The following is a 25,233-nucleotide window of genomic DNA, read 5'->3' as shown; positions in this document are numbered from 1 at the left end:
GATGAAGTTGAATGGTATTGCTGTTTCACGTGAAACAGAACAGCGACTAAACATTTTTGCCGAGCTGTTTTACAAATGGGCGAAAGCCATCAATTTAGTCGCGCCCTCGACTAAAGGCGATCTTTGGAGCCGCCATTTTGCAGACAGCGCTCAGATCTATCAGCTCAATCCTGAACCCTGCCAATGGCTTGACCTCGGGTCAGGTGGCGGGTTTCCAGGAGTTATCACTGCCATTCTCCTGGCAGAAACAGGCTCTGGCTGGGTCGATCTTGTGGAGAGCAATCATAAGAAGGCTTCATTCTTGCGAACTGTGCTCAGCGAAACCGGTGCTCGTGGCTCCGTCCATACGGTGAGGATTGAAGACGCACCTGCTGTCATTTCAAAGGAGATCAATGCGATTTCTGCAAGGGCTCTCGCTGAACTTCCACTTTTGCTCGATTACTGCAGTCCATGGATGCTGAATAAACCGGGCGTGACCGCTTATCTCCACAAAGGGCGGGATTATCAAACAGAGGTTTTGAAAGCCAATAGAAGTTGGACCTTTGATCTGTTAAAACATGCGAGCCATGTGGAAGAAGATTCAGTCGTGCTGCAGATCTCAGGTCTCAAGCGCGCATCGTAACAGGTCGCGGGTGTCAAAATGCAGGAACCTAATCGCATTATTGCAATAGCGAACCAGAAGGGTGGCGTGGGAAAGACAACGACTGCTATCAACCTTGCGACAGCACTGGCTGCAATTGGTGAGCATGTCTTGATCGTTGATCTGGATCCGCAAGGAAATGCCAGCACAGGCCTCGGCATTGATCGGCGCAATCGTCATCTGTCTTCATTCGATGTGATGATGGGAAATGCTTCCGTAAGCGAGGCAGTTGTTGCAACTGCAGTTCCGAATCTGTCGATCGTCCCCTCCACAATGGATCTCCTTGGCTTGGAGATGGAGATTAGTCGCGAAAGCGATCGGGCGTTCCGTCTGCGGCGAGCTCTCTCCCAACCAGATGCGACAGGATACAGCTACGTCCTTCTTGATTGCCCGCCATCCTTCAATCTTCTAACCGTTAACGCAATGACAGCTGCGCATTCGGTTCTTGTGCCGCTCCAGTGCGAGTTCTTTGCCCTGGAGGGGTTGAGTCAATTGCTTGAAACTGTGGATCAGGTTCGGCAGAGCGTGAATCCGCATCTGGATATTCAGGGAATCGTTCTGACGATGTTCGATGCGAGAAACAATCTCGCGCAGCAGGTCGTGAACGATGTGCGGACCTATCTGGGTGACAAGGTCTATCACACACTGATACCTCGCAATGTTCGCGTGTCGGAAGCGCCATCCTATGGCAAGCCGGCTATCTTGTACGACCTTAAATGCGCCGGTAGCCAAGCCTATCTTCAGTTGGCATCTGAAGTAATCCAGAGAGAGCGCCGTCGTAAGGCGGCTTGATCAGGACGTTTGAACGGAAAAAGTAGGAACCAGTACAGTGGTTGATGATCCTTCACGGCGCCGTCTGGGGCGTGGCCTAGCTGCTCTCATTGGAGAAATGGATCAGGTTGCCCCTTTGGGCGAACAACAAGCAAAACCCGTGAATCCAGATCGCCTCGTTCCAATCGAGCTGATTACCAGAAACCCTCGAAACCCTCGTCGGATGTTTGATGAGGCGGAGTTGCATGATCTCGCGGCGTCGTTGCGGCAGCACGGGATCGTGCAGCCAGTTGTCGTGCGCACGGTTTCTTCAGGTTTTGAGATTATTGCTGGCGAGCGCCGATGGCGTGCAGCCCAGTTGGCTGGGCTCATTGAAATTCCGGTTATTGTGCGGGATGTGGATGATCGCACAGCGCTGGAAATTGCAATTGTTGAGAATGTCCAGCGGTCCGATCTAAATCCTCTGGAAGAGGCTCTCGGCTACGAGCAACTGATTGCCGAGCATGGCTATACACAGAATGATCTCGGCGAAATCATCGGTAAGAGCAGAAGTCACGTTGCCAATAGTTTGCGCCTGCTGAAGCTTCCGGAGCCTGTTCGCGATTTATTGGCAGGCGGCAAGCTCTCAGCCGGTCATGCTCGTGCACTTGTCTCCACCTCCGATCCCACCGGATTGGCGAAGGTCATTGTTAATAAGGGTATGTCTGTTCGGGATGCCGAGCGCCTCGCGCAAAATGACATCAAGGCGCAGTCAGAGCCGCCAAAGCTTGCTCCGATACAGAACAAAGATTCAGATACGCTTGCTCTTGAACGATCGTTGAGCGACTCTCTTGGTCTTGAAATCAAGATCAGTCACAGAGGCGGTAGCGGACATATCAAGATCAACTATAAGACCTTGGAGCAGCTGGAAGAGGTTTGCCGGTTGCTGGAACGACGCTGAAGGCCGTGTTAAGCCGGCTTATGAGCTCTCTTTGTCAGATTTTCAATGTGCGGCCCTAGCGCTGATCGAGGGAAGCGGCAGCTGACATGTTAGGATCTGTTTGCGCGCTGAGATTGAAGCGCTGATGCAAGGAGCGTCTGGAACGCTATCGAGTCATCCAATTGTGCCTGCTGACGTGACTGATAGATCGCCGTGTGCAGCCTCTGCGTCTCACGGGCCAATGACGTTGATGACCAATTTCTCAGCGCCTTCTCCATCAAAGGCTTACGCTTGAAATGAATATGGCGGCCTGAGGTTTGCATGATTTGCGCGCTCTGCAAACGCTTCTCTTCCATTTCTGCTCTCATCGCATCGAGCATTTGGAACGTTCGTAGGCAGGACTGCAAAACAAGAAAGATTGGCTGCTTGGATTGGACAATCTTCTGTATTGCGCGGTGAAGCCCGTCAAGGTCACCCGCCAGGACACAATCCACTGCATCATCAGCCGAGATGGCACTTGCATCTCCGATGATATCGGTCACGTGGTCCTGCTCGATTTGCTTCTGCTGCATACAGTAAAGGATTAGTTTTCGTATCTCGTTTCGAGATGCGACACGATCTCCACCGAGTGCTTCAAGCAGGGTAGCGCGAGCTTCCGGAGTGATCCGAAGATCAGCTTGTGCCAATTCCTGATCGATCAAGGCATTGAGGGACTTTACATCATCCGAGTAACATGGGACGGCGACCGCGATCTTCGCCTGCTCTGCATTTTTTCGCAGAGCACTACCCTTCTTGAGATCGCCACCTTCAATGATCAGTATGTTGCCGGGAATTCGACCTGAGTCGAGTGCCGCAATCGCGTCAGCCACAATCTTCTCACCGCCCGATCCGCGTAGGTGAATGACTTTTTGCCCGCCAAACAAACCAAGTGAGTTGACTTCGTCAATCAGCCGGCCAGGATCCCCCTGCAGTTCCGATAGATCGAGACGCGTGTAGGAAAAGGGATCATCGACATTTACGCCTGCTTTTTCCGCAAGCGCCTTTGCACGTTCTGACACCAGACCTTTATCAGGGCCATAGACCAGAAAAATACGATAGAGTTCGGTTGCTCGTGAAAGCAACCGATCAAATTCGTGCGCTTTGATTTCGGCCATAGTCTACTTGGAAAGCGCCATCGCCAAATCCGCCCGGACGAATTCCGCGACTTCGTTCGCTGCCCGGTTCTCCGCATCCCGATAGGCGCGCAACTTCGCAAATTCCTGATTGCTGAGATCAAGCAGTGCGGTCGATGAGCGGGTCGCCGATTTCAGCACTTGACCATCTTTTATTCGTGTCAGTGCATAGGTGGCAGAGACGGTGACGCGCCCCGGAAGAACCGCCGCTGCGATTTCGTCGTCGAGGATATTGGCGCGGGTGGACGTGACGGAGAGTTGAAGCTGATATTCAGCGAGTGCAGGTTCACCAGCCCCACCACCCGTCAGGAAGACAAGACGATTACGAACCTCTTGTCCGACTCGGTCACCGAGAGGGTTGATCTTGATGGCAGCCATCTTCACCGGAACTCCTCCGGCCGAAGAATAGAGCGGGCGAGCCTGGCAGCCCGCAAGGGCTGCCACAATTGCAATCGATGCCACGGCGCGACCGATTTGCCGCAGGGCGGAAGAACGCTCAAACAACAATGTTGATGATCCTCTGTGGAACGATAATGATCTTCTTCGGTGCGCTACCGGAAAGAGCAGCCTGAACCGCCTCCAGCTGCAGGACCGCAGCTTGAACCGCATTCTGGTCTGCGTCACGCGCGATTGTCAATTCGGCACGCTTCTTTCCGTTAATTTGGACCGGAAGAGTGACCTCGTTATCAGCAACCAGAACCGGGTCGAAGGCAGGCCAGGTGGCTTCTGCGACAAGACCTTGATTGCCGAGCACGGACCAGCACTCTTCCGCAAGATGGGGGGTCATCGGCGCGACGATCTGGATCAGGATATGTGCAGCTTCACGGACAGCAGCTACGTAAGCATCATCCTGAGTGCCTGCTGCCACCTGCGTCAGCGGAGATGCAAGAGTGTTCACCAGTTCGTAGATGCGTGCAACGGCCTTGTTGAACGCCAGCTTGTCATAGTCCTGTTGAACGGCCTGCAAAGTCTTGTGTGCGGCCTGTGAAACAGACAGCGCAGCGCCTTCCTTGGCAGGGTTCGCCGCAACCTTGCTCAAAACAGGTGCCGCTTCCGAGATCAGGCGCCAGACGCGCTGGACGAACCGATGCGAGCCCTCAACTCCGGCTTCAGACCAGATCACATCGCGATCGGGAGGCGAGTCGGACAACACGAAGAAGCGGGCAGTGTCGGCACCATAGGAAGCGATGATGTCGTCGGGATCCACGACGTTCTTCTTCGACTTCGACATCTTTTCAATCGAGCCGATGGCCACTTCCGCACCGGAACTCAAGAGGAAGGCTTTGCGGGCACCATCAACTTCTTCAATACGGATATCCGCGGGTGCGACCCACTGGCCGCTCTGGCCTTCGCCGAGGCGGTAGGTTTCATGAACCACCATGCCCTGCGTAAAGAGGCCCTTGAAGGGTTCCTTGAGGTCGAGATGACCCGTCTCGCGCATGGCGCGCGTAAAGAAGCGCGAATACAGGAGATGCAGGATCGCATGCTCGATGCCGCCGATGTACTGGTCCACGGGAAGCCATCGGTTGGCCACTGCCGGATCTGTCGGATTGTCTTCCCAGGGCGCTGTGAAGCGGGCGAAGTACCAGCTGGAATCCACAAAGGTATCCATCGTGTCCGTCTCACGACGAGCAGGCTTGCCACAGCATGGGCACGCCACATTGCGCCAAGTCGGGTGACGGTCCAGCGGGTTTCCGGGTACATCGAAGGTCACGTCATCCGGAAGCTGAACGGGCAGATCTTTCTTCGGCACCGGGACGACGCCACAGTCTTCGCAATGAATGACCGGGATCGGGCAACCCCAATAGCGTTGGCGAGAAACGCCCCAATCGCGCAGGCGGAAGTTCACCTTACGGGCAGCCTGCGGAGCGTTCCCAAGTTGCTGGGATGTCAGCAGATCGGCTACCTTCTGGAAGGCGGCGTCTGTCGTCAGACCATCCAGGAACCGGGAATTGATCATCACGCCGTCACCGTCATAGGCCTCGGTGCCCACGGTGAAGCTGGCTGCATCGCCACCTTCCGGCATGACCACTGGAGCAACGGGAAGATCGTACTTGCGGGCGAAATCCAGGTCGCGCTGATCACCAGACGGGCAGCCGAAAATGGCGCCTGTGCCGTAATCCATCAGCACAAAATTCGCGATGTAAACCGGAACTTCCCAAGCCGGATCGAGCGGGTGCCTGACGAACAGGCCCGTATTGTAGCCCTTCTTCTCGGCTGTTTCGAGCGCGGCAAGCGACGTGCCCTGACGACGGCATTCCTCGCAGAAATCCTGGATCTCGCTGTTGGATGCCGCCAGTGCCTTGGCGACAGGGTGATCTGCCGAGATCGCGAGGAAGGATGCGCCAAACAGAGTGTCAGGACGGGTCGTATAGACTTCAATTTCGCTGCAGTCCGCAGCAATACGGCTTGCTTCCGCCAGTTCCCAGCGAATGGTCAGGCCTTCAGAGCGACCGATCCAGTTCTTCTGCATCAGACGCACTTTTTCCGGCCACTGGTCGAGGCCGTCCAGCGAATCAAGCAGGTCCTGGGCGAATTCTGTAATCTTGAAGAACCACTGGGTCAGTTCGCGCTGTTCGACAAGGGCCCCGGAACGCCAGCCGCGCCCTTCGATGACCTGCTCATTGGCGAGAACAGTCTGATCGACCGGATCCCAGTTGACCTTGGACTGCTTGCGGTAAACCAGACCCTTTTCCATCATGTCGAGGAACAGGTGCTGCTGACGCTGATAGTAGGCCACGTCGCAGGTTGCGAACTCGCGCGCCCAATCCAATGAAAGGCCCATGGATTTCAGCTGGCCGCGCATGGTGGCAATGTTCTGATAGGTCCAGTCCTTCGGATGAACCTTGTTCTGCATGGCCGCGTTTTCCGCTGGCATGCCGAACGCATCCCAGCCCATGGGATGCAGAACGTTGAAACCACGCGCACGCTTGTAGCGAGCAACAACATCCCCCATGGCATAGTTGCGCACATGGCCCATATGGATGCGACCCGACGGATAGGGGAACATCTCAAGCACGTAATACTTGTCGCGCGTATCGCTGTTGTCTGTCTCGAAGGTTTTCGCTTCGGACCACTTTGCCTGCCAACGGGGTTCGGCATCCCGCGGATTGTAACGTTCGGTCGCCATTTCAGAGAATTCCGGGTATGAATAGAGTTGCGGTGACCTTCATCACGAAAGGCGTTGAGCGTCAAGTTTTTGAGGCTTGCGAGGGTCAGAACGCGATCAATCCCTTGGCATAGGGCAGCTTCCTCGCTAACTGCGTTGCAGCAGAATAATTGAGGCAAGGCGATGACTGTCGAAGAACGACTTCAGGACGTTAAGCAGAAGATTTCGATGGCGGAACGGGATGCGGGCCGCGCGGAGGCATCGGTAACGCTGGTTGCCGTTTCCAAAACCTTCGATGCTGATGCGATTCGCCCTGTTATTTCAGCCGGTCAGCGCGTGTTCGGTGAAAACCGTGTTCAGGAAAGCGAAGGAAAGTGGCCACAGCTGAAGGCGGAAACTCCTGGCATCGAGCTCCACCTTATTGGTCCTTTGCAATCGAACAAGGCGGCTGACGCGGTTGCGCTTTTTGATGTCATCGAAACCATTGACCGGGAGAAAATTGCCCGGGCCGTGGCAACAGAAATGCAAAAGCAAGGCAAGACAGTTCGGCTTTACGTGCAGGTCAATATCGGAATGGAGCCGCAAAAGGCCGGTATTGAGCCGAAACAGACGGTTGCTTTTGTCCATTTCTGCCGTGATGAACTGAAGCTGGAAATTGAGGGCCTGATGTGTATCCCACCCGCGGAAGATCATCCCGGTCCCTATTTCGCATTGCTTCGCAAGCTGGCGGAAGAGGCTGGCGTGTCCAAGCTCTCCATGGGAATGTCGGGTGACTTCGAAACGGCTATCGGTTTTGGTGCCACCAGCGTCCGGGTCGGTTCCGCAATTTTTGGTCATCGCTGATAAAGCGCAAGAGGCGTCCCTCTTTCGTCGGGCTTTCCACGCGCCTTCTGACCTCCTAATCTGTGCGCTCGAATATGTGCGGCAGACGATGGGAGGATCAGATGCACGCAAACAGCCGATATCGTGAGGTCTATCAGGACTGGCAACAGAACCCGCAAGCGTTCTGGGCGAAGCAAGCGGACAATCTTCACTGGTTCAAGCAGCCGGACAAGATTTTCGACGAATCGCAGGGCGTCTACGGGCGCTGGTTCGTCGGAGGCGAAACCAACACCTGCTATAACTGTCTCGACAGGCACGTAGCAGACGGCAAGGGTGCCCAGCCCGCCCTCATCTATGATAGCGCCATGACGGGCGAGAAGCGCGTCTATACCTATGACGAAGTGCTGACGGAAGTTCAGGCTATTGCTGCTGTTCTGCAAAACCTGGGCGTTGAAAAAGGCGACCGGGTCGTCATCTACATGCCGATGGTGGCAGAAGCGACGTTCTCCATGCTGGCTTGCGCGCGTCTCGGCGCGATCCACTCGGTGGTTTTCGGGGGCTTTGCGGCCCATGAGCTGGCAACGCGGCTGGATGACTCGCAGGCAAAGATCGTGATCAGCGCCAGCTGCGGATTGGAGCCCGGGCGCGTCGTTCCCTACAAGCCATTGCTCGATCAGGCCGTTGATATGGCAAGGGTCAAGCCGCAGGCCTGCATCATCCTGCAACGCGACCAGCATCATGCGGTGCTCCGGTATGAGCATGGCGACATGGATTTCGCTCAGGCGGTGGAGGCGGAGAAGGTCAAGGGCACACAGGTGCCTTGCGTTCCGGTTCTTGCAACGGATCCGCTTTACGTGCTCTACACGTCCGGAACGACCGGCCAGCCCAAAGGCGTCATACGCGATAATGGGGGCCATATGGCCGCCCTGCTCTGGAGCATGCGCAACTTCTTTGGCGTGAAACCCGGTGAAACATTCTGGGCGGCTTCGGATATCGGCTGGGTCGTTGGCCATTCCTATATCGTCTACGGGCCGCTGATTGCGGGGAATGCCAGCGTCATCTTCGAAGGCAAGCCGATCGGCACCCCGGATGCTGGCACCTATTGGCGTGTCGTGCAGGATCACGACGTCAAGGTCATGTTCACCGCTCCGACGGCCTTCCGCGCTATACGCCGGGAGGATGGCGATGGTGAACATATTGAGCGCTACGATACGTCTGGCTTGCGGGCTCTGTTTCTGGCGGGTGAACGGGCCGATACCGAGACCATCAAGTGGGCCGAACGCATGCTGAAGGTGCCGGTGATCGATCACTGGTGGCAGACCGAAACAGGATGGCCTGTTGCCGGAAATCCTGTTGGGCTCGGTCTCATGCCCGTCAAATATGGTTCCCCTACTCTTCCCATGCCCGGTTATGACCTCCAGGTGGTGGACGATGCCGGATACCCGGTCCCTGCCAATACGCTTGGTAACATCGTCCTCAAACTGCCGCTTCCGCCGGGATGTCTGGTCAGCTTCTGGAATGCGGACGATCGATTCCGTACGTCCTGCCTGGAGGAGTTTCCAGGCTACTACAAAACCGCGGACGCCGGTCTGGTGGATGAAGACGGCTATGTATTCGTCATGGCGCGGACCGACGACATCATCAACTGCGCCGGTCACCGTCTGTCGACAGGAGCCATGGAAGAAGTCTGCGCCATGCATCCTGATGTGGCGGAGTGTGCCGTCATCGGCGTCGCCGATGCGCTGAAAGGTCAGATTCCGTGCGGCTTTCTTGTGCTCAAGGCCAAGGTTGATCGTGATGAAAAACTGCTTGCCAAGGAAATCGTGGAGCTCGTCCGCAACGAAATCGGTCCCGTCGCCGCTTTCAAGAATGTCATGGTCGTGACGCGTCTGCCCAAGACACGGTCCGGCAAAATCTTGCGTGGCACCATGCAGAAGATTGCGGATGGACTACCTTGGAAAATGCCCGCGACCATCGATGACCCTACTATTCTTGATGAGATCAGCGAAATCCTGCAGAAACATGGATATTGCGAGCCTCAGAAAGCTCTAGCCGGCTAACCAAAATAGAAAGTCAGATTCTCTTCCAATAAAAAAGCCGGCTCGCAAGGCCGGCTTCTTCAATTCGATCCACCAAAGATCAGAAGCGATCTTCTTCCTCTTCGTCATCCCGACGCGTGGACTTGAGCGATGAAAGCTTGGCGAAGACGGCGTCCGCATCCAGTTCTTTCTCTTCTTCCCGCTCGTAACGGTAACCGAGATTTTCGGTCTCATTCGCGGCCTGCAGTGTCGCGCCGAGTTCCGCAGCTGTCGGCAGCGGACGGTTCTTCGATGCACGTTCTACTTCCAGATCCAGATCGATCTGGCTGCAAAGGCCCAGCGTAACCGGATCCATCGGCGTCAGGTTAGCAGCGTTCCAATGGGTACGCTCGCGGATCTGCTCGATGGTAGATTTTGTCGTCCCGACCAAACGTGAGATCTGCGTGTCTTTCAGTTCCGGATGGTTGCGAACCAGCCAGAGAATGGCATTCGGACGATCCTGACGCTTGGAAACCGGGGTGTAACGCGGGCCGCGGCGCTTCGATTCCGGAACGCGAACCTTCGGCTCGGAAAGCTTCAGCTTGTAGTTGATATCTTTCTCGGCGCGTGCGATCTCGTCGCGGGAAAGCTGGCCGGTCGCGATCGGGTCCAGGCCCTTGATGCCCTGCGCTGCTTCACCATCCGCAATTGCTTTCACTTCGAGCGGATGCAGCTTGCAAAACTGAGCGATCTGATCGAAGGAGAGTGCCGTGTTGTCAACCAGCCATACTGCGGTTGCCTTCGGCATAAGCAATTGTTGAGCCATGGATATGATCCTTCTATCGTCCGCGCCGGTGTCGCGAGCCGTGGGTAGTTAACCACAATTTCCGGGAATTCGTCGCGTCTATAACTCGATTGCGATCAAATTGCAATTGTCATGCAGGCATGACCCTTTGTCTAATTGCCGCCATCGCTGCAGATGATAAGAATGCGGACAAGAGGGACATCTGCGCGCTGGACGTGCAATGTCGGGAGCATGAGGAGGAAAGCATGACGGAAAAAGTCTATCCTGTGCAGAAGGCAGTGAAGGCGCGCGCGCTGATCGACAAGGACAAGTACCTGAAATGGTACGAGGAAAGCGTTGAAAACCCAGATAAGTTCTGGGGCAAGCATGGCAAGCGCATCGACTGGTTCAAGCCCTACACAAAGGTCAAGAATACCTCCTTCAAGGGTAAGGTCTCCATCAAGTGGTTTGAAGACGGTCTGACCAATGTTTCCTACAACTGCATAGACCGTCACCTGAAAACTCATGGTGAGCGGACCGCCATCATCTGGGAAGGCGATAATCCGTACATCGACAAGAAGATCACGTATAACCAGCTCTACGACCAGGTTTGCCGCCTGGCGAACGTCATGAAAAAACATGGCGTCAAGAAAGGTGACCGCGTCACCATCTACATGCCGATGATTCCGGAGGCGGCCTATGCCATGCTGGCCTGCGCCCGCATCGGTGCAGTTCACTCTGTGGTGTTCGGCGGTTTCTCGCCTGAAGCTCTGGCGGGCCGCATCGTGGATTGCCAGTCAACCTTCGTCATCACCTGCGATGAAGGTGTCCGCGGTGGAAAGCCGGTGCCGCTAAAGGAAAATACCGACAAGGCCATTCATATTGCTGCGCGCCAGTACGTGACTGTTTCCAACGTTCTGGTCGTGCGCCGTACCGGCGGCAAGATCAACTGGGCACCAGGCCGCGACCTTTGGTACCATCAGGAAATCGCCAGCGTAAAAGGCCATTGCGAACCCGTGAAGATGAAGGCGGAAGATCCGCTTTTCATTCTTTACACCTCAGGTTCGACCGGCAAACCCAAAGGTGTTCTGCACACCACCGGCGGTTATCTCGTCTATGCGGCGATGACCCACGAATATGTCTTCGACTATCATGACGGGGACATCTATTGGTGCACGGCCGATGTGGGCTGGGTCACGGGCCATTCCTATATCGTCTATGGTCCACTGGCGAATTGCGCCACCACGCTGATGTTCGAAGGAGTACCGAACTTTCCGGATCAGGGCCGCTTCTGGGAAGTGGTCGACAAGCACAAGGTCAACATCTTCTATACCGCGCCGACCGCCATCCGCTCCCTGATGGGGGCTGGCGACGAGTTCGTCACCCGATCGAACCGCACAAGCCTTCGTCTACTCGGGACCGTTGGTGAGCCCATCAACCCGGAAGCCTGGGAATGGTACTACAATGTGGTGGGCGAGAAACGCTGCGCCGTGGTCGATACCTGGTGGCAGACGGAAACGGGCGGCCACATGATTACGCCGCTACCAGGAGCGACGGATCTGAAACCCGGTTCGGCCACCCTGCCCTTCTTCGGCATCAAGCCGCAACTGGTTGATAACGAAGGCAATGTGCTTGAGGGTGCCGCTGACGGCAATCTCTGCATCACCGATAGCTGGCCGGGACAGATGCGCACCGTGTACGGCGATCACGAGCGTTTCATCCAGACCTATTTCTCCACCTACAAGGGCAAGTACTTCACGGGTGACGGTTGCCGCCGTGATGCGGACGGCTACTATTGGATCACGGGTCGCGTGGATGATGTTCTGAACGTTTCCGGCCACCGTCTCGGGACGGCGGAAGTCGAGTCCGCGCTGGTTTCGCATCATCTTGTTTCCGAAGCGGCAGTGGTTGGGTATCCGCACAACGTCAAGGGACAGGGCATTTATTGCTATGTGACGTTGATGGAGGGCAACGAGGGCACAGACGCGCTGCGCCAGGAGCTCGTGAAGCATGTGCGTCAGGAAATCGGTCCCATCGCCTCACCTGACAAGATCCAGTTCGCGCCCGGTCTACCCAAGACGCGCTCCGGCAAGATCATGCGCCGCATCCTGCGCAAGATTGCTGAAGACGATTTCGGCGCGCTGGGCGATACCTCCACGCTGGCCGATCCGGGTGTTGTCGACGATCTGATCGCCAACCGGCAGAACAAGGCGCCAGCCGCCGCTTGAACTATCCATCGAGGGGCCGGCGCAAGCCGGCCCCTTGCTCATTCATTGCTGGCCAGTTGGCAGAAATCATTCTTCCGGCCCTGCCCGGAATAGCTGGCGGCGAAACCGGCAGCCATCATTTCACGGGCTGGATCACGTCCATCTTGCAGTACGACGTCAGTAACGATGCGGCCGAAATATTTGTCGGCCGAAATGCGGGTCAGTTTGACGGTTGACGAGGCACCGGCCATCTCTTCCAGAAAGTGTTTCGCTGCTTCAGCCGCCTCTTGTCCGCGCGCGCATTTCGACTTCAGTTCCGGCGTGTCGATACCTCGAAGCCGAACATAAACCTCCACGCTTTGCTGCGGCCACGGTCGCGCTGTTACCAGAATTGTGTCGCCATCAATGACGCGGATCACCTCCGCGGATACGGGACCTTCAACCACAGCGCCTGCTTCTACGGCAGCCGCTTTGGCGCATACTAGGAATATGATCAAAACAAGAGATAATATTGAGCGCATAAAGGAAACTATTCCTTTATGCGAGGGCGCGTCAATAGGAATTATCACCTATGAATTTTGTCAGATATGGATGCCGGGAGCCTCGCGTCCTGTCCGCTCGACATATTCCAGATAGCCACCTTCATAGCGCTCCACGCCGTCCGGAGTGACTTCCAGAACTCGGTTGGAAAGCGCACCGAGGAAGTGACGGTCGTGGCTGACAAAAAGCATGGTGCCTTCGAACGAGGAGAGTGCCTTGATCAGCATTTCCTTGGTATCGATGTCCAAGTGGTTCGTCGGTTCGTCCAGCACCAGCAGGTTTGGCGGGTCAAAAAGCATGGCCGCCATGACAAGCCGTGCCTTTTCGCCTCCAGACAGAACACGGCACCGCTTTTCGACATCGTCTCCCGAAAAACCGAAGCAGCCGGAAAGAGCACGCAAAGGTGCCTGTCCGGCTTTCGGGAAACGCTCTTCCAGCCATCCAAGCACTGTGTTTTCACCATCCAGCAAATCCATCGAGTGCTGGGCGAAATAGCCGAGCTTGACGCTGGCACCGATAGTCACGGTTCCTGCGTCCGGCTCCGTGCCGCCAGTCACCAGCTTCAGCAAGGTCGATTTTCCGGCACCGTTGACCCCCATAATGCACCAACGCTCGCGACGACGGATCATGAAATCCAGCCCGTTGTAGATCACGCGGCTGCCATAGGCTTTGTGGATTCCTTTGATGTTGACGACATCTTCCCCCGAGCGGGGTGCAGGCAAAAAGTCGAAGGCGACGGTTTGACGGCGTCTTGGCGGCTCAACCCGGTCGATCTTGTCCAGCTTCTTGACGCGGCTTTGCACCTGCGCTGCGTGAGACGCACGCGCCTTGAAGCGTTCGATGAATTTGATTTCTTTCGCCAGCATGGCCTGCTGACGCTCGAACTGGGCCTGTTGCTGCTTTTCATTCTGTTCGCGCTGACGCTCATAAAAGGTGTAATCGCCCGAATAGGTGTTCAGCGATCCCGCGTCGATCTCGATGATCTTGTTGACGATGCGGTTCATGAACTCGCGGTCGTGCGAGGTCATGAGCAATGCTCCGTCATAGGTCTTCAGGAAATTTTCGAGCCAGATCAGGCTTTCAAGGTCCAGGTGGTTACTCGGTTCGTCGAGCAGCATCACATCAGGCCGCATTAGCAGGATACGGGCGAGCGCAACGCGCATCTTCCAGCCACCGGAGAGCTTCGAGACGTCACCATCCATCATTTCCTGGCTGAAGGAGAGACCGGCGAGAACCTCGCGCGCGCGTCCATCCAGTCCGTAGCCATCCAGTTCCTCATAGCGGGCCTGCACCTCGCCATAACGCTCGATGATCGTATCCATCTCGTCCATCCGATCGGGATCCGACATGGCGGCCTCAAGATCATGCAGTTCTGCGGCCACTTCGCTGACTGGCCCTGCCCCGGCCATCACCTCCGCCACGGCAGAACGGCCCGACATTTCACCGACGTCCTGATCGAAATACCCGATGGTGACCCCGCGATCCACGGAAACCTGGCCTTCATCCGGCTGCTCCTCGCCGGTAATCATGCGGAAGAGCGTTGTTTTGCCCGCACCGTTCGGCCCGACAAGACCGATTTTCTCACCGCGGTTCAGCGCTGCCGAGGCTTCGATATAAAGCAGCCGATGACTGTTCTGCTTGGAGATGTTCTCAATGCGGATCATGATATTCGAAATCCTTGCAGACGGCAGGAAGTTGGGCAAGCTATGTCAGAGGCGGCAGGAACCGTCCCTCTGTTTAAAGTGACTTGGCCAGCGATTTGGGTCCAAGAGGCTGCGTGAACGGCAAAAGCGCAGCAATGTCAATCTTTTTCCTTGACAGTACACAAGTGCTCACGTATCCCCCGACGCATCTGGATATAGGCCCGTAAAAGGTCTTTACTTCGATAGGGCGAAAGCTCAATTCACCGGCAGACCGGTTCTAAGATCTTTCTTCGAATCCTGCTCAAACGTGGACTGATAAAAAGACGGCCGCTTGCCATGGGCGGGCAGAGCCGGATCGAACATGAAAGGATAAAAAATGTTCGCAGTCATCAAGACCGGCGGTAAGCAGTACCGCGTAGCGGCAAACGATGTCGTTACAATTGAAAAGCTGGACGTCGCCGCTGGCGAAGTTGTCGAATTCAACGAAGTCCTGGTTATCGGCGAAGGCGCTGATGCCAAGATCGGCGCGCCTTTCGTGGCTGGCGCCGTGGTCAAGGCTGAAGTGGTCGAGCATAACCGTGGTGCGAAGGTTCTGTCCTTCAAGAAGCGTCGCCGTCAGAATTCCAAGCGTATTCGCGGTCATCGCCAGCATCACACGGTTGTTCGCATCACCGCGATCAACGCCTGATCGTTCGGTAGGATTTTCGAAGGTTTAAAGGAGAACTCCAATGGCACATAAAAAAGCTGGCGGTTCATCGCGTAACGGTCGCGATTCTGAATCCAAGCGCCTTGGCGTGAAGAAGTTTGGCGGCGAAGCTGTGCTCGCTGGCAACATCATCGTGCGTCAGCGCGGTACGCAGTGGCATCCGGGCGCCAATGTTGGCCTCGGCAAGGACCACACCATTTTTGCGCTTACAGCAGGCAATGTGAACTACCGTACGAAGGCCAATGGCCGCGTGTACGTGTCTGTGATGCCGAAAGCGGAAGCAGCGGAATAATAGCCGGTAGCGCGTTAAAACAGCCGGCGTCACATCGACCCGGCTGATACCCGCAAAAGGTTCAGACCAGAAAAAAGGGAAGATGGGACGCCAAACCCACCTTCCCTTTTTCTTTTCCCACAAGGAGGACTGAACCATGCAAGCGGAATTGTTACGGAGCGGCCAAAGCCGGTCGCCCGAGGAGCGGTTGAGACCGCAACGGTTAAGAAGCGATTGCCCTGTCTTATTGTCGCAGAGACTTGTTCTCCGCGCCCCTCATGAAGAAGACATCGACGCCCTTTCCCATCTCGCCAACAACGCCAACATCGCCACCATGGTGGCCCGTATGCCTCACCCGTATACGGCAAAAGACGCTGCAGACTTCGTGCGACGCGCGAAACTCGGCGAGATCGGCAAGTGCGTCTATGCCATCACGCGAGGAGATAATGGAGCGTTTCTAGGCTGCTGCGGTCTTGAGCCCCATCCGGGCGATCCGCAGACAGTCGAGCTTGGCTACTGGCTTGGTGAACCCCACTGGAATCAGGGATATGCCACGGAAGCAGCGCACGCCCTGATTGATATGGCATTCCGGACACGCGACATCGACCATATCGATGCACGGTGCCGGGTGACCAATATCGCATCGCGCCGGGTCATCCAGAAGTGCGGTTTCCAGTTTCAAGGTTCCGGCATGGTTGGCTCGCTCGCCATGGGTGGAATGGTGCCTGTCGAGTGGTTCCGGTTGGATCGCAAGACCTGGATGTCGTTGAAGAGCTGGGGGGAAATGCGATGAATGCCGCAGTTCTCGAACGTCCGCGCCTGGTCGTACCGAAGCTTGGGCCCTGCCCTATAGTTGAAACAAGACGGCTGGTCTTGCGTCCGCATCAGGCCGCTGATGCGGATGCGATTGCGCAATCGCTCGATGACTGGCAGGTCACCCGCATGTTGTCGCGCGTCCCCGCTCCCTATAGCAGGGGTGATGCGCAGGACTGGCTGAACATGGTGCTTGGCACGACCGACTGGCATTTCGCCATCACTGAAGGCGATGGTGTGCATATCGGTTGTGTGAGCATCGAACTTCGGCATGGGCGCTGGCATCTGGGTTACTGGCTCAACCGCTTCTATTGGGGTCAGGGGCTGATGACGGAAGCAGTGTCGGCAGTGCTCGACCGGTTCTTCCGTCGTATGCCGCAAACCGAACTCTTTTCGGGTGCCTTCGCTGATAACGCCGGTTCGCTTCGCATTCAGGAGAGAATGGGGTTTTCCATCGTCGGCTGCTCGGATCTCTTCAGCATGGCCCGCAATGCCATGGCCCCGCATCTTGAAACCCGGTTGCGTCCCGAAGACTTTCGGAGGCCTTGATCGGCCATAAGTCGCCCCGGCGAGACAAAATAACTGCCTCGCCGGGTGCAAATCAAGCTGATGACGCGATAGGCTTTGACCTCACCGCCAAGCAGCGATAACGAAAACAGCACATTTTCCTGCATACCCATTCAACTCCGAGAAGACGGCTCAAAACATCATGAAGTTCCTCGACGAAGCAAAAGTCTTTATCCGCTCCGGCGATGGTGGCGCAGGTGCAGTTTCCTTCCGGCGTGAGAAGTTCGTCGAGTTTGGTGGCCCGGACGGCGGTGATGGCGGTCGCGGTGGCGACGTATGGGTCGAGGCGGTCAACGGCCTCAACACGCTGATCGATTACCGTTTCCAGCAGCATTACAAGGCGGGCACCGGCATTCACGGCATGGGTCGTAACCGTACCGGCGCAAACGGTGCGAGCGTCACCCTCAAGGTTCCGGTGGGAACGCAGATCTTCGAGGAAGATAATGAGACGCTGATCATCGATATGGTCACGGAGGGGCAGCGCTTTCGCCTCGCTGCGGGCGGCAATGGCGGTTTCGGCAACGCATACTTCAAATCTTCCACGAATCAGGCGCCCGACTGGGCAAATCCCGGTCTTCCCGGTCAGGAAAAGACCATCTGGCTCCGTCTCAAGCTGATTGCCGACGCCGGTCTGGTCGGCCTGCCCAATGCCGGCAAGTCTACCTTTCTGGCAACGGTAACGCGCGCTCGGCCTAAGATCGCCAATTACCCTTTTACGACACTGCACCCCAACCTCGGCGTTGCGACGATTGATGGACGTGAGTTCATCCTGGCCGACATTCCCGGTTTGATCGATGGCGCCCATGAAGGTGTTGGTCTGGGTGATCGCTTCCTGGGCCATGTGGAGCGGACGCGCGTTCTTCTGCATCTGGTGTCGGCGCAGGAGGAAAATGTCGGACAGGCATACAAGACTGTGAAGCACGAGTTGAACGCCTATGGCGGCGGCCTGGAGGACAAGCCGGAAATCGTAGCCCTCTCGCAGATCGATGTTCTTGATCAGGCCGAGATCAAGAAGAAGGCGAAGGAATTGCAGAAGGCGTGCGGAAAGCCTCCGCTTCTTCTCTCCGCCGCTGCCCATATGGGTATGACCGAGGCGCTACGCGCACTGCGTGATGTGATTGTGGAATCGGCTGGAGAGACAGCCCTTCCTGACCGCAGTCAGCACCATGCAGATGATGCCGATACCGACGAGGATGACGCCTGAGATGACACTGCAGCGCAAGCCTATCGCAAAACATCGCCGCATCGTCATCAAGATTGGCTCTGCTTTGCTGGTCGATCGCAAGTCGGGTCTCAAGAAGGAATGGCTGGATTCGGTTTGCGCCGATATTGCCGCTTTGCGGGCCAAAAACATTGATGTTCTCGTGGTATCTTCGGGTGCTATTGCACTGGGACGGACGGTCCTCGAGCTTCCCGGCGGCGCCTTGAAGCTGGAGGAAAGCCAGGCGGCTGCCGCAGTCGGTCAGATTGCACTGGCGCGCGCCTGGTCAGAAAGTCTGTCGCGCGATGACATCATCGCCGGGCAGATCCTCCTGACGCTGGGCGATACCGAAGAACGTCGCCGCTATCTGAATGCGCGTGCGACGATCAACCAACTGCTAAAGCTCGGTTCTGTGCCGATCATCAATGAGAACGATACGGTCGCCACGTCCGAAATCCGCTACGGCGATAACGACCGGCTGGCGGCGCGTGTGGCCACCATGACCGGTGCGGACCTGTTGATCCTTCTCTCGGATATCGATGGGCTTTATACCGCCCCGCCGCATCTCGATCCGAACGCCCAGTTCCTGCCCGTCATACCCGCGATCACAGCGGAGATCGAGGCCATGGCCGGCGGCGCGGCCTCAGAACTGTCGCGTGGTGGAATGCGCACAAAAATCGATGCGGGCAAGATCGCGACCGCTGCCGGTTGCGGCATGATCATCGCATCCGGCAAGACTGCGCATCCTTTGAAGGCTATCGAAAGCGGCGCGCGCTCCTCATTCTTCGCGCCATCCGGAACGCCCGTGACGGCACGAAAGACCTGGATTGCCGGGCAGCTTCAGCCTGCCGGTGAACTTACCGTTGATGCTGGTGCTGAAAAAGCGCTCGCTTCCGGCAAGAGCCTGCTTCCTGCCGGTGTCCGGTCCATTAGCGGACAGTTCAGCCGCGGGGACACAGTTGCTGTGATCGGTGTGTCAGGCCGTGAAATAGCGCGTGGACTGGTGAGCTATGATGCCGATGAGGCGCGACAGATCGCTGGCCGTAAATCCGGCGAGATTGAGCAAATCCTGGGCTATGCCGGACGCGCAGCCATGGTGCATCGGGATGATCTCGTCATCACCGGCATGATTGCCAATGAAAATGAAGCCGTACGGGAGGATGCTGCCAATGCTTGACAAGGTGCAATCGAGCGATATCGATACGCTGATGCTGGCAATGGGCGAACGCGCCCGCTTGGCTGCCCGCAAACTTGCCGTTGCTTCGACAGATCAGAAGAACGGAGCGCTGAACGCCGCTGCCGATGCGATACTTTCATCTGTAGCAACAATTCTGGAGGCCAATGCCCTCGATCTGGAGGCCGTGGCAGACAAGGGTTTGCAGCCGTCGTTCATTGATCGTCTGACGTTGAATGAAAAGCGTGTAACCGAAATGGCCGAGGGGCTGCGGGCTATTGCAGCCCTGCCCGATCCGGTTGGCAATGTGATTGCGGATTGGGAGCGTCCTAACGGATTGAAAATCGAGCGCGTGCGCACGCCGCTCGGCGTGATCGGCGTCATCTACGAAAGCCGACCGAACGTGACCGCCGATGCAGGTGCATTGTGCCTGAAGGCTGGCAATGCTGTCATTCTGCGGGGCGGATCAGACTCGCTTAATTCATCGCAAGCGATCCATCGCTGCCTTTCCGCAGGGCTTCGCGCAGCAGGCTTGCCGGAAGACTCCATACAGTTGGTGGCGATTGCCGATCGTGCCGCGGTTGGGGCGCTACTCTCCGGTCTGAATGGTGCGGTGGATGTCATCGTACCGCGCGGTGGCAAAAGTCTGGTGGCGCGTGTGCAAACAGAGGCGCGCGTGCCGGTCTTCGCCCATCTTGAAGGGCTCTGCCACATCTATGTGGACGCCTCTGCGGATCTCGATATGGCCGTCAAGGTGGTCGTGAATGCCAAGATGCGCCGTACCGGCATCTGTGGTGCCGCCGAAACCCTGCTGGTCGATCGTGCGGTAGCCGCGACACATTTGCAGCCGATCCTTTCGGCTCTCATCGAGAAGGGATGCGAAGTCCGGGCCTCGGAAGAGGTGAGCGCCCAGATCGAGGGGCTTAAGGCTGCAAGTGAGGAAGACTGGCGGACCGAGTATCTCGAAGCCATTATCTCCGTGAAGCTAGTGGATGGTATCGATGGCGCGATCGAACACATCAACACCTATTCGTCCAACCATACGGAAGCTGTGATTGCTGAAGATCCGCAGGTTGTTGCGCGCTTCTTCAATGAGATCGACTCCGCGATTCTCCTGCACAATGCATCGACCCAGTTTGCCGATGGAGGCGAATTCGGTATGGGCGGCGAGATCGGCATCGCCACAGGCAAGATGCATGCCCGTGGTCCGGTTGGGGTGGAGCAGTTGACGTCTTTCAAGTACCGGGTGCACGGCACCGGCCAGATCCGGCCCTGAACTGGTGACGGTAGAGGTCGCGCTTCAGTCGTATCTGACCATGCCGCATGTGGAGCGCGGCATGGTGGTGGGCCTTTTCGGGGGATCTTTCAATCCGCCGCATGACGGCCACAGGCTTGTTGCCGAAATCGCACTGAAGCAATTGCGGCTTGATCAACTCTGGTGGATGGTCACGCCGGGCAATCCCCTGAAAAGCCGTTCGATCCTCTTGCCTCTCGAGGAGCGGATCCGTCTCAGTGAGGAACTGACGCGAAACCGCCGCATCCGCGTTACTGCTTTCGAGGAACGCCTTCAGACAGGTTTCACGGCTCAAACCATCGACCACGTTTTGTCGCGCAATCCGGGCGTACACTTCGTCTGGATCATGGGGGCGGATAGTCTCAAGACGTTTCATCGATGGCAGAGGTGGCGGCACATCGCTGCAAGCCTGCCGATTGCTGTCATAGACCGGCCGGGTGCTACCTTGTCTTTTCTGTCGTCGCCCGCTGCAAGGGCTCTCAGCCACTCGCGTATCGATGAATCCGATGCAGGTATTCTGGCACATAGAACGCCGCCCCGCTGGACCTTTATCCATGGGCCCCGATCAAGCCTCAGTTCGACAGCTATCCGTCAAGGTACGCCAGGAAACTGATGCCTTGAAAGATTAACCATTCAGTGCCACCTTCATAGTGCGGACCCCATCGAAACGGATTCGCGGATGTGCCTGTTCTGTCATTGAGGAAAGGAAAAACCCTGACAACAGTACATGCTAAGGGAAGAACGTCTCGCGTTCCTCCGAAGAGCCTGGAACGTGGCGCCGATGCTGCCGCCCGTGCTCTTGAACTGGTCCTCGCCAGCGTTGAGGACTCCAAAGCCGAAGATATCGTCTCCATCAACATTGCTGGAAAGTCTGCGCTTGGCGACTACATGGTCGTCGTCACAGGGCGATCGAACCGGCATGTCTCGGCAATCGCCGACCACTTGCTCCGCGACCTGAAGGACGAGGGCTTCGGCCCCGCCCGCGTCGAAGGGCTTGAGGCAGGCGATTGGGTGTTGATTGACACCGGCGATGTGATCGTCCATGTGTTCCGGCCAGAAATCCGGGAGTTCTACAACATCGAAAAGATGTGGGCTGCTCCGGACGAGGAAGAGACACGCCACTAAGCGACAATGGATTGAGATCCGGTCGCTGCCGATGAAGTGATGCTGTTGTCGCGCCCGCGAGCGTGGCAGGCGGTACATTGATCGGCCTTGAACGGATAGAATCCATGAAGATTGGCCTCTTTGCGGTCGGGCGACTGAAGTCCGGCCCTGAAAAGGAACTTGCGGCGCGATATCTCGACCGTTTTGCCAAGGCTGGTCCTGGGGTCAGCCTGGAACTTGGTCGTGTGATCGAGGTTAACGAGAGCCGCGCATCAGGCGCTGAAACGCGTAAGCGGGAAGAGGCCGGGCTTCTTGAAAAGAGCCTGAGCGACGGTGCAGTGCTTGTCCTTCTCGATGAGCGGGGAAAATCGCTCGACAGTCCCACGTTCGCGAACCTTCTCGGGAAGTTTCGGGATCAGGGAAAACGCGAAATGCTGCTGGCAATCGGCGGGGCGGATGGACTGGATCCTGCTCTCTACGATCGTGCAGATGCAATCATCAATCTCGGTACCATGACGTGGCCGCACCAATTGGTGCGGATTCTAGTGGCGGAGCAGCTCTATCGCGCCGTGACCATTCTTTCCGGCCATCCCTATCACCGCGTCTGACCAACAAGAACACGATCTTGTTTCTGGTTCTATTTACCAAATCAGTCTAGCTTTGCCGGATTGATCTTTTGACGGGTACAGATGCTGGTCAGGCAAGCGACATCTAGAGTGGCAATTTCGCTAGGCACGGCTATTCTGTTGGCCTGTGGCAATGCGGGCATTGCCGTTGCCCAGCAGGCTCCTCCTTCCCCGTCCGCAGAGCCTTCTACCTCATCCTTACCAATTGACGTCCTTCAGTCGAAGCGCGACCAGACCCGCGCTGAGTTGGAGGCCCTGTCGAAGACCATGTCAGTGTCGACGGATGCGGCTCGATCGATCGAAGCTGCGATTGCCGATCTGGACAAGACGAGCGCGTCCCTTCGGCAGGCTCTTATTGACGCCGCTACGCGTCGCAAGGACTATGAGGCAAAGGTTCAGACAAGCGAGAAAAAGCTGACCGACCTTAAGATAAAGCAGGAGACTATCCGTGCATCGCTGAGAGAGCGACGCAGCGTGCTCGCCGAAGTCTTAGGTGCGCTCGAGCGCATGGGACGCAATCCGCCTCCTGCTCTGCTCGTTTCCCCCGAGGATGCCCTGGGCTCGGTGCGCAGCGCTATTCTTCTCGGCGCGGTCGTGCCGGGCATGCGGGTTCAAGCTGAAAAGCTTATGGCCGATCTGCAAGGCCTGGCCGATGTTCAACGCGATGTGGCGGATGAGCGTGGCAAGGCCAGTGCCGCCATTCAGGCCGGCCTCGAGGAAGATCGACGCATAGCGTTGCTGCTGGAGGAAAATGCCAAGCAGAATGCTGTCAAATCGGCCAGCCTTGCGGAGGAAAGACGTAAGGCCCAGGAACTTGCCGGAAAAGCGACCAATCTTGAGGGGCTTATTCAGTCGCTCGAGAGCGAAATTTCCTCGGTTCGCCTTGCCATGGAACGGGCAAAACGTGAGGAAGAACGGCAAAAGCAACTGACGGCGGAAGAGCGCGAGAGGGCACGTCAGCTGGCTGAAAACGGTGTGCCCGACAAAAACCGCATTGCCCCCGCATATCCATTCGCCAGCCTCAAGGTGAAACTTGCCTATCCGGTTGAGGGTGATCTGCTTCGGTCGTTTGGTGACCCCGATGGTACGGGCCACCCAGCCCGCGGATTGACACTCGCCTCCAGCGCCGGTGCTGTGGTAACAGCCCCAGCCGATGGAACGGTGGTTTTCGCCGGAGCCTTCCGCAGTTATGGTCAGATGATTATCCTGAATGCGGGCGAGGGCTACCACCTCGTCATGACTGGAATGGACAAAGTGAACGTTCAACCGGGAATGTTCGTATTCTCTGGTGAGCCCATTGCCACAATGGGTGAGAAAAGAGTGGCAAGCGCAACCGCGTTGGCGCTGGAAACGGATCGACCGACGCTTTACATTGAATTCCGAAAGGACGGCAACCCGATCGATTCGAAGCCGTGGTGGGCCGTTAAAGAAACTGGAAGGGCACGAAATGATTCGTAGGGCTTCACTTGTCATCGTCGGGGCGCTGCTCGGCGCCACGGCCATGAGCGTCGTCTACTCTGCTGGCGTGCCTGCCCAGGCCGCAGGGTCTTCGACCTATCGTGAGCTATCTATTTTTGGCGATGTCTTCGAGCGTGTGCGTGCTCAGTATGTGACGCCGCCGGACGAGCAGAAGCTGGTGGAGAATGCGATCAACGGAATGTTGTCGTCGCTCGATCCGCATTCCAGCTACATGAACGCCAAGGATGCGGCTGATATGCGCGTCCAGACCAAGGGTGAATTCGGTGGCCTTGGTATCGAAGTCACGATGGAAAATGAACTCGTCAAGGTGATCACGCCGATTGACGATACGCCTGCCGCAAAGGCCGGTGTTCTGGCTGGTGACTTCATCTCCGAAATCGACGGAAAGCCTGTTCGCGGCTTGAAGCTGGAAGATGCTGTGCAGAAGATGCGCGGTCCGGTCAACACGCCGATCAAGCTGACGATCCTGCGCAAGGGCGCTGACAAGCCGATCGAACTGACTGTCGTTCGTGACATCATCGCCGTACAGGCTGTCAAGTCGCGCATCGAAGGTGGGAATGTCGGATATCTGCGTGTGATCTCCTTTACAGAGAAGACCTATGACGACCTCGAGAAGGCCATCAAGAAGATCAAGGCGCAGGTTCCTGCCGATCAGCTGAAGGGCTACGTGCTTGACCTTCGATTGAATCCCGGCGGTCTGCTCGATCAGGCCATCAACGTTTCCGATGCCTTCCTGGAACGCGGCGAAGTGGTTTCCACGCGCGGCCGCAATCCCGAGGAAACCCGCCGCTTCAATGCTGGTCCGGGCGACCTGACCGATGGCAAGCCGGTTATCGTGCTCGTCAATGGCGGTTCGGCCTCGGCCTCCGAAATCGTCGCCGGCGCTCTTCAGGATCTGAAGCGAGCAACGGTGGTCGGTACCCGGTCCTTCGGCAAGGGTTCTGTCCAGACGATTATTCCGATGGGTGAAGCCGGTGCCCTCCGTTTGACGACGGCGCTGTATTACACTCCTTCGGGCAAGTCGATCCAGGGTACGGGCATCCAGCCGGACATCAAGGTCGATCAGCCTCTGCCTGCGGAACTGCAGGGCAAGTTGCGCACCGAGGGTGAATCGAGCCTGCCGGGCCATATCCAGGGCCAGAATGAGACCGATGAGGGCTCGGGTTCCGCGGCTTACGTTCCGCCGGAAGCCAAGGATGACGTGCAGTTGACCTATGCGCTCGATCTTCTGCGCGGGAATAAGTCGGACCCATCCTTCCCGCCGCAGCAGCAGAAGGCTGCTCAGGCAAAGCCTGCGGATGCAAAACCCGCAGAAGCCAAGCCCGCACCGGCTCCGGCCAAGCCTTAATCGCATCAAGCCACCCTCCGGCACG

At 56.9% G+C, this 25,233-nt stretch carries 23 protein-coding genes and 1 pseudogene; 18 read left to right on the top strand and 6 right to left on the bottom strand.

Going from position 1 to position 25,233, the window contains the following annotated elements; all coding sequences use genetic code 11:
- The first annotated feature begins 1 nt into the window (after nt 1).
- The 3 genes from rsmG to ASD54_RS24750 are packed head-to-tail and all read left to right on the top strand — an operon-like array spanning nt 2 to nt 2,351.
- Entirely contained in the window at nt 2-622 is a 621-nt protein-coding gene (gene rsmG / locus ASD54_RS24760; protein WP_062557267.1) for a 16S rRNA (guanine(527)-N(7))-methyltransferase RsmG, read from the top strand.
- Between the two features lie 18 nt (nt 623-640).
- Entirely contained in the window at nt 641-1,432 is a 792-nt protein-coding gene (locus ASD54_RS24755) for a ParA family protein (protein ID WP_062557266.1), read from the top strand.
- A gap of 37 nt (nt 1,433-1,469) precedes the next feature.
- Nucleotides 1,470-2,351, top strand: coding sequence for a ParB/RepB/Spo0J family partition protein (locus tag ASD54_RS24750; RefSeq protein WP_062557265.1), 882 nt, complete (start codon nt 1,470-1,472; stop codon nt 2,349-2,351).
- An 89-nt stretch (nt 2,352-2,440) separates the two neighbouring features.
- On the opposite strand, the gene holA is transcribed toward ASD54_RS24750, so the two are convergent.
- Genes holA through leuS form a run of 3 tightly spaced genes read right to left on the bottom strand, consistent with a single transcriptional unit; the run spans nt 2,441 to nt 6,632 of the window.
- A complete protein-coding gene (gene holA / locus ASD54_RS24745; RefSeq protein WP_062557264.1) occupies nt 2,441-3,484 on the bottom strand; it encodes a DNA polymerase III subunit delta in 1,044 nt (347 codons plus the stop codon).
- Between the two features lie 3 nt (nt 3,485-3,487).
- A complete protein-coding gene (locus tag ASD54_RS24740; protein ID WP_244484849.1) occupies nt 3,488-4,009 on the bottom strand; it encodes an LPS assembly lipoprotein LptE in 522 nt (173 codons plus the stop codon).
- Nucleotides 3,999-6,632 (bottom strand): leucine--tRNA ligase, encoded by a 2,634-nt coding sequence (gene leuS / locus ASD54_RS24735; protein WP_062557263.1) that lies wholly within the window; start codon nt 6,630-6,632, stop codon nt 3,999-4,001. The genes ASD54_RS24740 and leuS overlap by 11 nt, the downstream gene beginning before the upstream one ends.
- 162 nt (nt 6,633-6,794) lie before the next feature.
- On the opposite strand from leuS, the gene ASD54_RS24730 reads away from it, so the two are divergent.
- Nucleotides 6,795-7,454: a YggS family pyridoxal phosphate-dependent enzyme gene (locus ASD54_RS24730; protein ID WP_062557262.1), complete on the top strand. Its 660-nt coding sequence runs from the start codon at nt 6,795-6,797 to the stop codon at nt 7,452-7,454.
- 101 nt (nt 7,455-7,555) lie between these two features.
- Nucleotides 7,556-9,493 (top strand): propionyl-CoA synthetase, encoded by a 1,938-nt coding sequence (locus ASD54_RS24725; protein WP_062557261.1) that lies wholly within the window; start codon nt 7,556-7,558, stop codon nt 9,491-9,493.
- A gap of 79 nt (nt 9,494-9,572) precedes the next feature.
- On the opposite strand, the gene ASD54_RS24720 is transcribed toward ASD54_RS24725, so the two are convergent.
- Entirely contained in the window at nt 9,573-10,277 is a 705-nt protein-coding gene (locus ASD54_RS24720) for a DUF1013 domain-containing protein (RefSeq protein ID WP_062557260.1), read from the bottom strand.
- A gap of 224 nt (nt 10,278-10,501) precedes the next feature.
- Here ASD54_RS24720 and acs point away from each other — a divergent pair, with 224 nt between their 5' ends.
- Complete coding sequence (acs, locus tag ASD54_RS24715; RefSeq protein ID WP_062557328.1) at nt 10,502-12,463, top strand: acetate--CoA ligase; 1,962 nt, start codon at nt 10,502-10,504, stop codon at nt 12,461-12,463.
- A gap of 38 nt (nt 12,464-12,501) precedes the next feature.
- Here the strand turns inward: acs and ASD54_RS24710 are convergent, their stop codons facing one another.
- Together ASD54_RS24710 and ASD54_RS24705 are read right to left on the bottom strand one after the other, a co-directional pair.
- A complete protein-coding gene (locus ASD54_RS24710) occupies nt 12,502-12,888 on the bottom strand; it encodes a thermonuclease family protein (RefSeq protein WP_244484848.1) in 387 nt (128 codons plus the stop codon).
- Between the two features lie 135 nt (nt 12,889-13,023).
- Nucleotides 13,024-14,646, bottom strand: a complete 1,623-nt coding sequence (locus ASD54_RS24705; protein WP_062557258.1) for an ABC-F family ATP-binding cassette domain-containing protein — start codon at nt 14,644-14,646, stop codon at nt 13,024-13,026.
- 355 nt (nt 14,647-15,001) lie between these two features.
- Here ASD54_RS24705 and rplU point away from each other — a divergent pair, with 355 nt between their 5' ends.
- The 12 genes and pseudogenes from rplU to ASD54_RS24645 all read left to right on the top strand — a co-directional run bounded on the left by rplU (nt 15,002) and on the right by ASD54_RS24645 (nt 25,208).
- Nucleotides 15,002-15,313: a 50S ribosomal protein L21 gene (gene rplU, locus ASD54_RS24700; RefSeq protein ID WP_062557257.1), complete on the top strand. Its 312-nt coding sequence runs from the start codon at nt 15,002-15,004 to the stop codon at nt 15,311-15,313.
- A gap of 40 nt (nt 15,314-15,353) precedes the next feature.
- Nucleotides 15,354-15,623 carry a 50S ribosomal protein L27 gene (gene rpmA / locus ASD54_RS24695; protein WP_062557256.1) on the top strand — a complete coding sequence of 90 codons (270 nt, stop codon included), beginning with the start codon at nt 15,354-15,356 and terminating at the stop codon, nt 15,621-15,623.
- Nucleotides 15,624-15,759: 136 nt separating this feature from the next.
- Nucleotides 15,760-16,395: a GNAT family protein gene (locus ASD54_RS24690; RefSeq protein WP_062557255.1), complete on the top strand. Its 636-nt coding sequence runs from the start codon at nt 15,760-15,762 to the stop codon at nt 16,393-16,395.
- Complete coding sequence (locus ASD54_RS24685; RefSeq protein ID WP_062557254.1) at nt 16,392-16,964, top strand: GNAT family N-acetyltransferase; 573 nt, start codon at nt 16,392-16,394, stop codon at nt 16,962-16,964. The genes ASD54_RS24690 and ASD54_RS24685 overlap by 4 nt, the downstream gene beginning before the upstream one ends.
- 160 nt (nt 16,965-17,124) lie before the next feature.
- Nucleotides 17,125-18,186, top strand: a complete 1,062-nt coding sequence (gene obgE / locus ASD54_RS24680; RefSeq protein WP_062557253.1) for a GTPase ObgE — start codon at nt 17,125-17,127, stop codon at nt 18,184-18,186.
- 1 nt (nt 18,187) lies between these two features.
- Entirely contained in the window at nt 18,188-19,360 is a 1,173-nt protein-coding gene (gene proB, locus ASD54_RS24675) for a glutamate 5-kinase (RefSeq protein WP_062557252.1), read from the top strand.
- On the top strand, nt 19,353-20,633 hold the full coding sequence (locus ASD54_RS24670; protein ID WP_062557251.1) for a glutamate-5-semialdehyde dehydrogenase: 1,281 nt from the start codon (nt 19,353-19,355) through the stop codon (nt 20,631-20,633). The genes proB and ASD54_RS24670 overlap by 8 nt, the downstream gene beginning before the upstream one ends.
- Nucleotides 20,634-20,673: 40 nt before the next feature.
- Nucleotides 20,674-21,264 carry a nicotinate-nucleotide adenylyltransferase gene (locus ASD54_RS24665; protein WP_062557327.1) on the top strand — a complete coding sequence of 197 codons (591 nt, stop codon included), beginning with the start codon at nt 20,674-20,676 and terminating at the stop codon, nt 21,262-21,264.
- A 66-nt stretch (nt 21,265-21,330) separates the two neighbouring features.
- Nucleotides 21,331-21,776: pseudogene (gene rsfS / locus ASD54_RS24660) on the top strand (ribosome silencing factor).
- Between the two features lie 104 nt (nt 21,777-21,880).
- Nucleotides 21,881-22,363, top strand: a complete 483-nt coding sequence (rlmH, locus tag ASD54_RS24655; RefSeq protein ID WP_062557250.1) for a 23S rRNA (pseudouridine(1915)-N(3))-methyltransferase RlmH — start codon at nt 21,881-21,883, stop codon at nt 22,361-22,363.
- A gap of 108 nt (nt 22,364-22,471) precedes the next feature.
- Entirely contained in the window at nt 22,472-23,839 is a 1,368-nt protein-coding gene (locus tag ASD54_RS24650) for a murein hydrolase activator EnvC (RefSeq protein ID WP_244484847.1), read from the top strand.
- Nucleotides 23,829-25,208, top strand: a complete 1,380-nt coding sequence (locus ASD54_RS24645) for a S41 family peptidase (protein ID WP_062557248.1) — start codon at nt 23,829-23,831, stop codon at nt 25,206-25,208. Before ASD54_RS24650 ends, ASD54_RS24645 begins: the two co-directional genes overlap by 11 nt.
- The last annotated feature ends 25 nt before the right edge of the window (nt 25,209-25,233 follow it).

Source organism: Rhizobium sp. Root149 (assembly GCF_001427345.1).
Taxonomy (GTDB): domain Bacteria; phylum Pseudomonadota; class Alphaproteobacteria; order Rhizobiales; family Rhizobiaceae; genus Neorhizobium; species Neorhizobium rhizoryzae.
Note: the sequence above shows the minus strand (reverse complement) of the source record. Positions and strands in the feature narration are given on the sequence as shown.

Excerpts from the sequence above, each read along its gene's own strand:
- rsmG (WP_062557267.1), top strand. The coding sequence starts at position 2 with ATGAAGTTGAATGGTATTGCTGTTTCACGTGAAACAGAACAGCGACTA.
- ASD54_RS24755 (WP_062557266.1), top strand. The coding sequence starts at position 641 with ATGCAGGAACCTAATCGCATTATTGCAATAGCGAACCAGAAGGGTGGC.
- holA (WP_062557264.1), bottom strand. The coding sequence starts at position 3,484 with ATGGCCGAAATCAAAGCGCACGAATTTGATCGGTTGCTTTCACGAGCA.
- leuS (WP_062557263.1), bottom strand. The coding sequence starts at position 6,632 with ATGGCGACCGAACGTTACAATCCGCGGGATGCCGAACCCCGTTGGCAG.
- ASD54_RS24730 (WP_062557262.1), top strand. The coding sequence starts at position 6,795 with ATGACTGTCGAAGAACGACTTCAGGACGTTAAGCAGAAGATTTCGATG.
- ASD54_RS24725 (WP_062557261.1), top strand. The coding sequence starts at position 7,556 with ATGCACGCAAACAGCCGATATCGTGAGGTCTATCAGGACTGGCAACAG.
- ASD54_RS24720 (WP_062557260.1), bottom strand. The coding sequence starts at position 10,277 with ATGGCTCAACAATTGCTTATGCCGAAGGCAACCGCAGTATGGCTGGTT.
- acs (WP_062557328.1), top strand. The coding sequence starts at position 10,502 with ATGACGGAAAAAGTCTATCCTGTGCAGAAGGCAGTGAAGGCGCGCGCG.
- ASD54_RS24705 (WP_062557258.1), bottom strand. The coding sequence starts at position 14,646 with ATGATCCGCATTGAGAACATCTCCAAGCAGAACAGTCATCGGCTGCTT.
- rplU (WP_062557257.1), top strand. The coding sequence starts at position 15,002 with ATGTTCGCAGTCATCAAGACCGGCGGTAAGCAGTACCGCGTAGCGGCA.
- rpmA (WP_062557256.1), top strand. The coding sequence starts at position 15,354 with ATGGCACATAAAAAAGCTGGCGGTTCATCGCGTAACGGTCGCGATTCT.
- ASD54_RS24690 (WP_062557255.1), top strand. The coding sequence starts at position 15,760 with ATGCAAGCGGAATTGTTACGGAGCGGCCAAAGCCGGTCGCCCGAGGAG.
- ASD54_RS24685 (WP_062557254.1), top strand. The coding sequence starts at position 16,392 with ATGAATGCCGCAGTTCTCGAACGTCCGCGCCTGGTCGTACCGAAGCTT.
- obgE (WP_062557253.1), top strand. The coding sequence starts at position 17,125 with ATGAAGTTCCTCGACGAAGCAAAAGTCTTTATCCGCTCCGGCGATGGT.
- proB (WP_062557252.1), top strand. The coding sequence starts at position 18,188 with ATGACACTGCAGCGCAAGCCTATCGCAAAACATCGCCGCATCGTCATC.
- ASD54_RS24670 (WP_062557251.1), top strand. The coding sequence starts at position 19,353 with ATGCTTGACAAGGTGCAATCGAGCGATATCGATACGCTGATGCTGGCA.
- ASD54_RS24665 (WP_062557327.1), top strand. The coding sequence starts at position 20,674 with ATGCCGCATGTGGAGCGCGGCATGGTGGTGGGCCTTTTCGGGGGATCT.
- rlmH (WP_062557250.1), top strand. The coding sequence starts at position 21,881 with ATGAAGATTGGCCTCTTTGCGGTCGGGCGACTGAAGTCCGGCCCTGAA.
- ASD54_RS24645 (WP_062557248.1), top strand. The coding sequence starts at position 23,829 with ATGATTCGTAGGGCTTCACTTGTCATCGTCGGGGCGCTGCTCGGCGCC.